The sequence below is a fragment of the Leisingera sp. F5 genome, assembly GCF_001593695.1.
Genome location: NZ_LUKH01000145.1, coordinates 1 through 4,854, shown reverse-complemented (window position 1 = coordinate 4,854; position 4,854 = coordinate 1). Strand labels below are relative to the sequence as shown.

Here is a 4,854-nt window from a genome sequence, read left to right as displayed (position 1 = left end):
GAGGGACGACATGCGGTTTTCGGGATGGCGTGTGCTCAAAGAGGGGCTCACCGGAAACAAGGGCTGGACGCCGCACTGGCGCGACCCCGAGCCCAAGTCCGAATATGACGTGGTGATCATCGGCGGCGGCGGCCACGGTTTGGCTACCGCCTACTACCTGGCCAAAGAACACGGCATCACCAATGTCGCAGTGCTTGAAAAGGGCTATCTCGGCGGCGGCAACGTGGGGCGCAACACCACAATCGTGCGCGCCAACTACTACCTGCCGGGCAACTCGGAATTCTATTCCCACTCGCTGAAACTGTGGGAGGGGATGGAGCAGGACCTGAACTACAACGCGATGATGTCCCAGCGCGGCATCCTCAACCTGTACCACAATGACGGCCAGCGCGACGCCGCCGTGCGCCGGGGCAACTCGATCATCAACCAGGGTGACGATGCTGAGATCCTGAGCCGCGAGCAAGTGCGCGAGCTGGCGCCGTTCCTGAACTTCGACAACAACCGTTTCCCGATCATGGGCGGGCTGATGCAGCGGCGGGCGGGCACTGCGCGTCATGATGCGGTGGCCTGGGGCTATGCCCGCGGTGCCGACATGTGCGGGGTGGATCTGATCCAGAACTGCGAAGTGACCGGCATCGACGTTGAAAACGGCAAAGTCACCGGTGTGCAGACCGCGCGCGGCCCGATCCGCGCCAAGAGGGTGGCGCTGGCGGCCGCGGGCCGCTCCGGCCAGGTGGCGGCGATGGCCGGCCTCACCCTGCCGATCGAAAGCCACGTGCTGCAGGCCTTTGTGTCGGAGGGGTTGAAACCCATCGTCGACCACGTGATCACATTCGCCGAAGGGCATTTGTACATCAGCCAGTCGGACAAGGGCGGATTGGTCTTCGGCAGCTACCTGGATTTTTACAGCTCCTACGCGGCGCGGGGAAACCTGCCGATGGTGGAGCACACGATGGAAAGCTTTGTGGCGATGGTGCCGGCCGTCAGCAAGGCGCGGCTTTTGCGCAGCTGGGGTGGTATCATGGACATGACCCCGGATGGCTCGCCCATTATCGATCATTCGCCGATTGATGGCCTCTACCTGAACTGCGGCTGGTGTTACGGCGGTTTCAAGGCGACGCCGGCGTCGGGCCATGTCTATGCCCACCTGATTGCCACGGACCGCCCGCACGGGGCGGCCACGAAACTGAAGCTGGACCGCTTCCGCAGCGGTCATGGCCTGATGGATGAGGAGGGGACCGGTGCACAGCATAACCTGCATTGATTTTCTGTCTGCCCCCTCGGCCTTGCGGCCTCACCCCCGGAGTATTTTTGAAAAGATGAAGGAGCGCCGGTCATGAGGATCACCTGTCCGCTCTGCGGTGAAAGGGACCGCCGTGAATTCTATTATAAGGGTGCAGCACTGGTGCGCCCGGCTGAAGGCGCGGATCTGGATGCCTGGCATGAATATGTGAACCTGCGGGAGAATCCGGCGGGGCCACTGGATGAGCTGTGGTATCACGAGATGGGCTGCAATTCCTGGCTGAAGGTGACCCGCGACACCGCGACCCATGAGATCCTGGACGTGCAGCTGGCCTCTGAGGCCGGGCTGGGAGGTGAGACATGAGACTTCCCGGCAAAGGTTTGAACCAGGGCGCAAAGCCCATCACCTTCTCTTTCAATGGCCGTCATATGATGGGGCTGGAAGGCGATACGCTGGCCGCGGCGCTGCTGGCCAATGATGTGCATCTGATGGGACGGTCGTTCAAATACCACCGCCCGCGCGGGGTGCTGACGGCGGGCAGCGAGGAGCCAAACGCGCTGGTGACCACCGGCACCGGCGGTGAGCAGGATCCGAACGTCCGTGCGACCCAGCAAGAAATTTTCGAGGGGCTGGAGGCGCGCAGCCAGAACTGCTGGCCCTCGGTCGAACGCGATGTGATGGCGGTGAACGATCTGGCAGCGCCGTTCTTTACTGCTGGTTTCTATTACAAGACTTTCATGTGGCCCGCGGCCTTCTGGGAGAAGTTGTATGAGCCGATGATCCGCAATGCGGCAGGCCTGGGCGCACTGTCGGGCGAGGCGGATCAGGACCGGTACGAGAAGGCCTTTGCCTTTTGCGATGTGCTGGTGATCGGTTCTGGCCCTGCCGGGCTGATGGCGGCGCTGACTGCTGGCCGGGCCGGCGCCGATGTGATCTTGTGCGAGGAAGACAGCCGCATGGGCGGGCGCCTTCTGGCGGAGCGTGAGGAGATCGGCGGCAAGCCGGGCCATGACTGGGCCGCCGAAGCGCTGGCCGAGCTGGACGCGATGGACAATGTGCGGCTGATGACGCGTACTGCTGTCACCCGGTGGCGTTCCGCAACAATGACCGCCCCGGCATCATGATGGCTGGCGCCGTGCGTGCCTATCTGAACCGCTGGGGTGTGGCGCCGGGCGAGCGGGTGACGCTGTTTGCCAACAACGACCAGGCGCATCGCACTGCTCGCGATTTGGCAGAGGCAGGCGTGCATATCGCGGCGGTGATCGACAGCCGCCATGAGGCACCGGACGGCGGACCGTATCAGGTGATCAAGGGCGCGCAGGTCTGCGGCAGTGCAGGCCGCCAGCGTGTCGAGAGCATCACTGTGCGCTCGATCAAGGGTGAGGAGAAGATCCAGACCGACTGTCTGGCGATGTCCGGCGGCTGGAACCCTTCGGTGCATCTGACCTGCCACTTGAACAGCCGCCCGGTGTGGAAGCGCGATGTGCTGGCCTTTGTGCCTGCGGAAGGCGCGGTGCCGGGCATGGTCACGGCGGGGGCCTGCAACGGCACGTTCTCTACCGCGGGTGCATTGCGCGAAGGTGCGAATGCCGCGGCCAAGGTGCTGGAGGCCCTGGGCCTGAACGCCGCCGCCGCTGACCTGCCGGATGCGGAGGATGATCCCTACCGCATCGCCGCTTTGTGGGCGGTGCCGGGCAAGGGGCGCGCCTGGCTCGACTTTCAGAACGACGTGACCGTCAAGGATGTGAAGCAGGCCGCGGTCGAGAACTTCCGCTCGGTCGAGCATATGAAGCGCTACACCACCCAAGGGATGGCGACCGATCAGGGCAAGAACTCCAACGTTGCGGCATTGGCGGTGCTGGCCGATGCGACGGGGCGGACGATCCCCGAGACCGGCACCACCACTTTCCGGCCGCCGTTTGTGCCGGTGGCGATTGGTGCCATCGGGGCAGGCGCCACGGATGAGGGGTTCAAGCCGCAGCGCTTCCTGACCTCGCACGCCGAGAGCGAGGCGCGCGGCGCCCATCAGCTGGAGGTCGGCCTGTGGTACCGTGCCGCCTATTACCCGAAGCCGGGGGAGACCAGTTGGCGCCAGTCCTGCGACCGCGAGGTCACTTTGGTGCGCAATGCGGTGGGCATCTGTGATGTCTCCACCCTGGGCAAGATCGACGTCCAAGGCGCGGATGCGGGCAAGCTCCTGGATCATCTCTATACCAACACTTTCAGCACGCTGAAGGTGGGCAAGGTCCGTTACGGCCTGATGCTGCGCGAGGACGGTTTTGTCATGGACGATGGCACCACCGCGCGGCTGGATGAAAACCACTATGTGATGACCACCACCACCGCCGCGGCGGGGCAGGTGATGGCGCATATGGAGTTTGCCGCCCAGGTGTTGCACCCGGATTGGGATGTGCGGTTCACCTCGGTGACCGAGCAATGGGCGCAGTTTGCCGTGGCCGGACCAAAGTCTCAGGAACTGCTGAACGGCCTCGTGGCGGAGGACGTGAACGGCGAGACCTGGCCGTTCATGGGCTGCGGCGAGGCGACTGTGCTGGGGGTCAAAGGGCGGCTGTTCCGGATATCCTTCTCGGGCGAGCATGCTTATGAGGTGGCCGTGCCTGCGCGCTATGGCGGGAGCCTGTTCCGTGAGCTGCTGAAACGGGCCGAGGCCATGGGCGGCGGTGCCTATGGCATGGAGGCGCTGAATGTGCTGCGGATCGAGAAGGGGCTGATCACCCATGCCGAGATCAACGGCACGGTAACGGCTTTTGACCTCGGGATGCAGGGGATGATGTCCAAGAAGAAGGACTTCCTGGGCAAACCCATGTCCACCCGCGAAGGCCTGATGGCCGAAGACCGGATGCGCCTGGTCGGGCTGAAGCCTGTGGGTGCGGCCAAGGAAATCACTGCCGGAGCGCATCTGTTCACGCCGGGTGATCCGGTGGAGCGGATCTATGATCAGGGCTATGTGACCTCGGCGGGCTATTCGCCGACGCTGGGGCATCCGATCGGCCTTGCTTTCCTCAAGGAAGGCCCGGACCGTCTCGGCGAGACCGTGCGCCTGGTCGACCATATGCGCGGCGTTGATACCCTGTGCGAGGTTGTTTCCCCTGTGTTCTTTGACCCCGAAGGAGACCGTGCCCGTGGCTGAACTGATTGCAAAAAGCCCCTGTGAAGGGCTGGTTCCCGCAACCATCGGCGGCATGAGCCTGACCGAGGAGCACCCTGGTGCGATGTGTGCCGTGGCGCCATTCAAGGGGCAGCAGAAGGCGCTGAGCAAAGCGCTGGAAGCGGCGCATGGCATGGCCTTCCCGGCGCCGAACCGTGCGACCGGCAAGGCCGGCAGCCGGGCGGTATGGTTCGGGCGTGACATGGCGTTGCTGATGGGACCTGCGCCCGATGCCACGCTGGCTGAACACGCCGCGCTGACCGATCAGAGCGATGCTTGGGCTGTTGTGAAGCTGGACGGCAAAGACGCCGAGGACGTGCTGGCGCGTCTGGTGCCGGTGGATCTGCGGAACCAGGTGTTCAAGCGCGGCCATACCGTGCGGGTCGAGCTGAAGCACATGATGGCCTCGGTGACCCGCACTGGTCCGCAGGCGTTTCAGATC

3 protein-coding genes and 1 pseudogene are annotated in these 4,854 nt (G+C 64.2%); all 4 read left to right on the top strand.

Going from position 1 to position 4,854, the window contains the following annotated elements; genetic code table 11:
• The first annotated feature begins 10 nt into the window (after positions 1–10).
• Positions 11–1,264, top strand: a complete 1,254-nt coding sequence (locus tag A2I95_RS25980) for a sarcosine oxidase subunit beta family protein (protein ID WP_027259703.1) — start codon at positions 11–13, stop codon at positions 1,262–1,264.
• 72 nt (positions 1,265–1,336) lie between these two features.
• Positions 1,337–1,606, top strand: a complete 270-nt coding sequence (locus tag A2I95_RS25975; protein ID WP_027259702.1) for a sarcosine oxidase subunit delta — start codon at positions 1,337–1,339, stop codon at positions 1,604–1,606.
• Positions 1,603–4,394 (top strand): annotated as a pseudogene (locus tag A2I95_RS25970) (2Fe-2S iron-sulfur cluster-binding protein). Before A2I95_RS25975 ends, A2I95_RS25970 begins: the two are co-directional and overlap by 4 nt.
• Positions 4,387–4,854, top strand: a 468-nt coding sequence (locus tag A2I95_RS25965) for a sarcosine oxidase subunit gamma (protein ID WP_291734559.1), incomplete at its 3' end; no start/stop codon positions are given. The pseudogene A2I95_RS25970 and the gene A2I95_RS25965, both read left to right, overlap by 8 nt.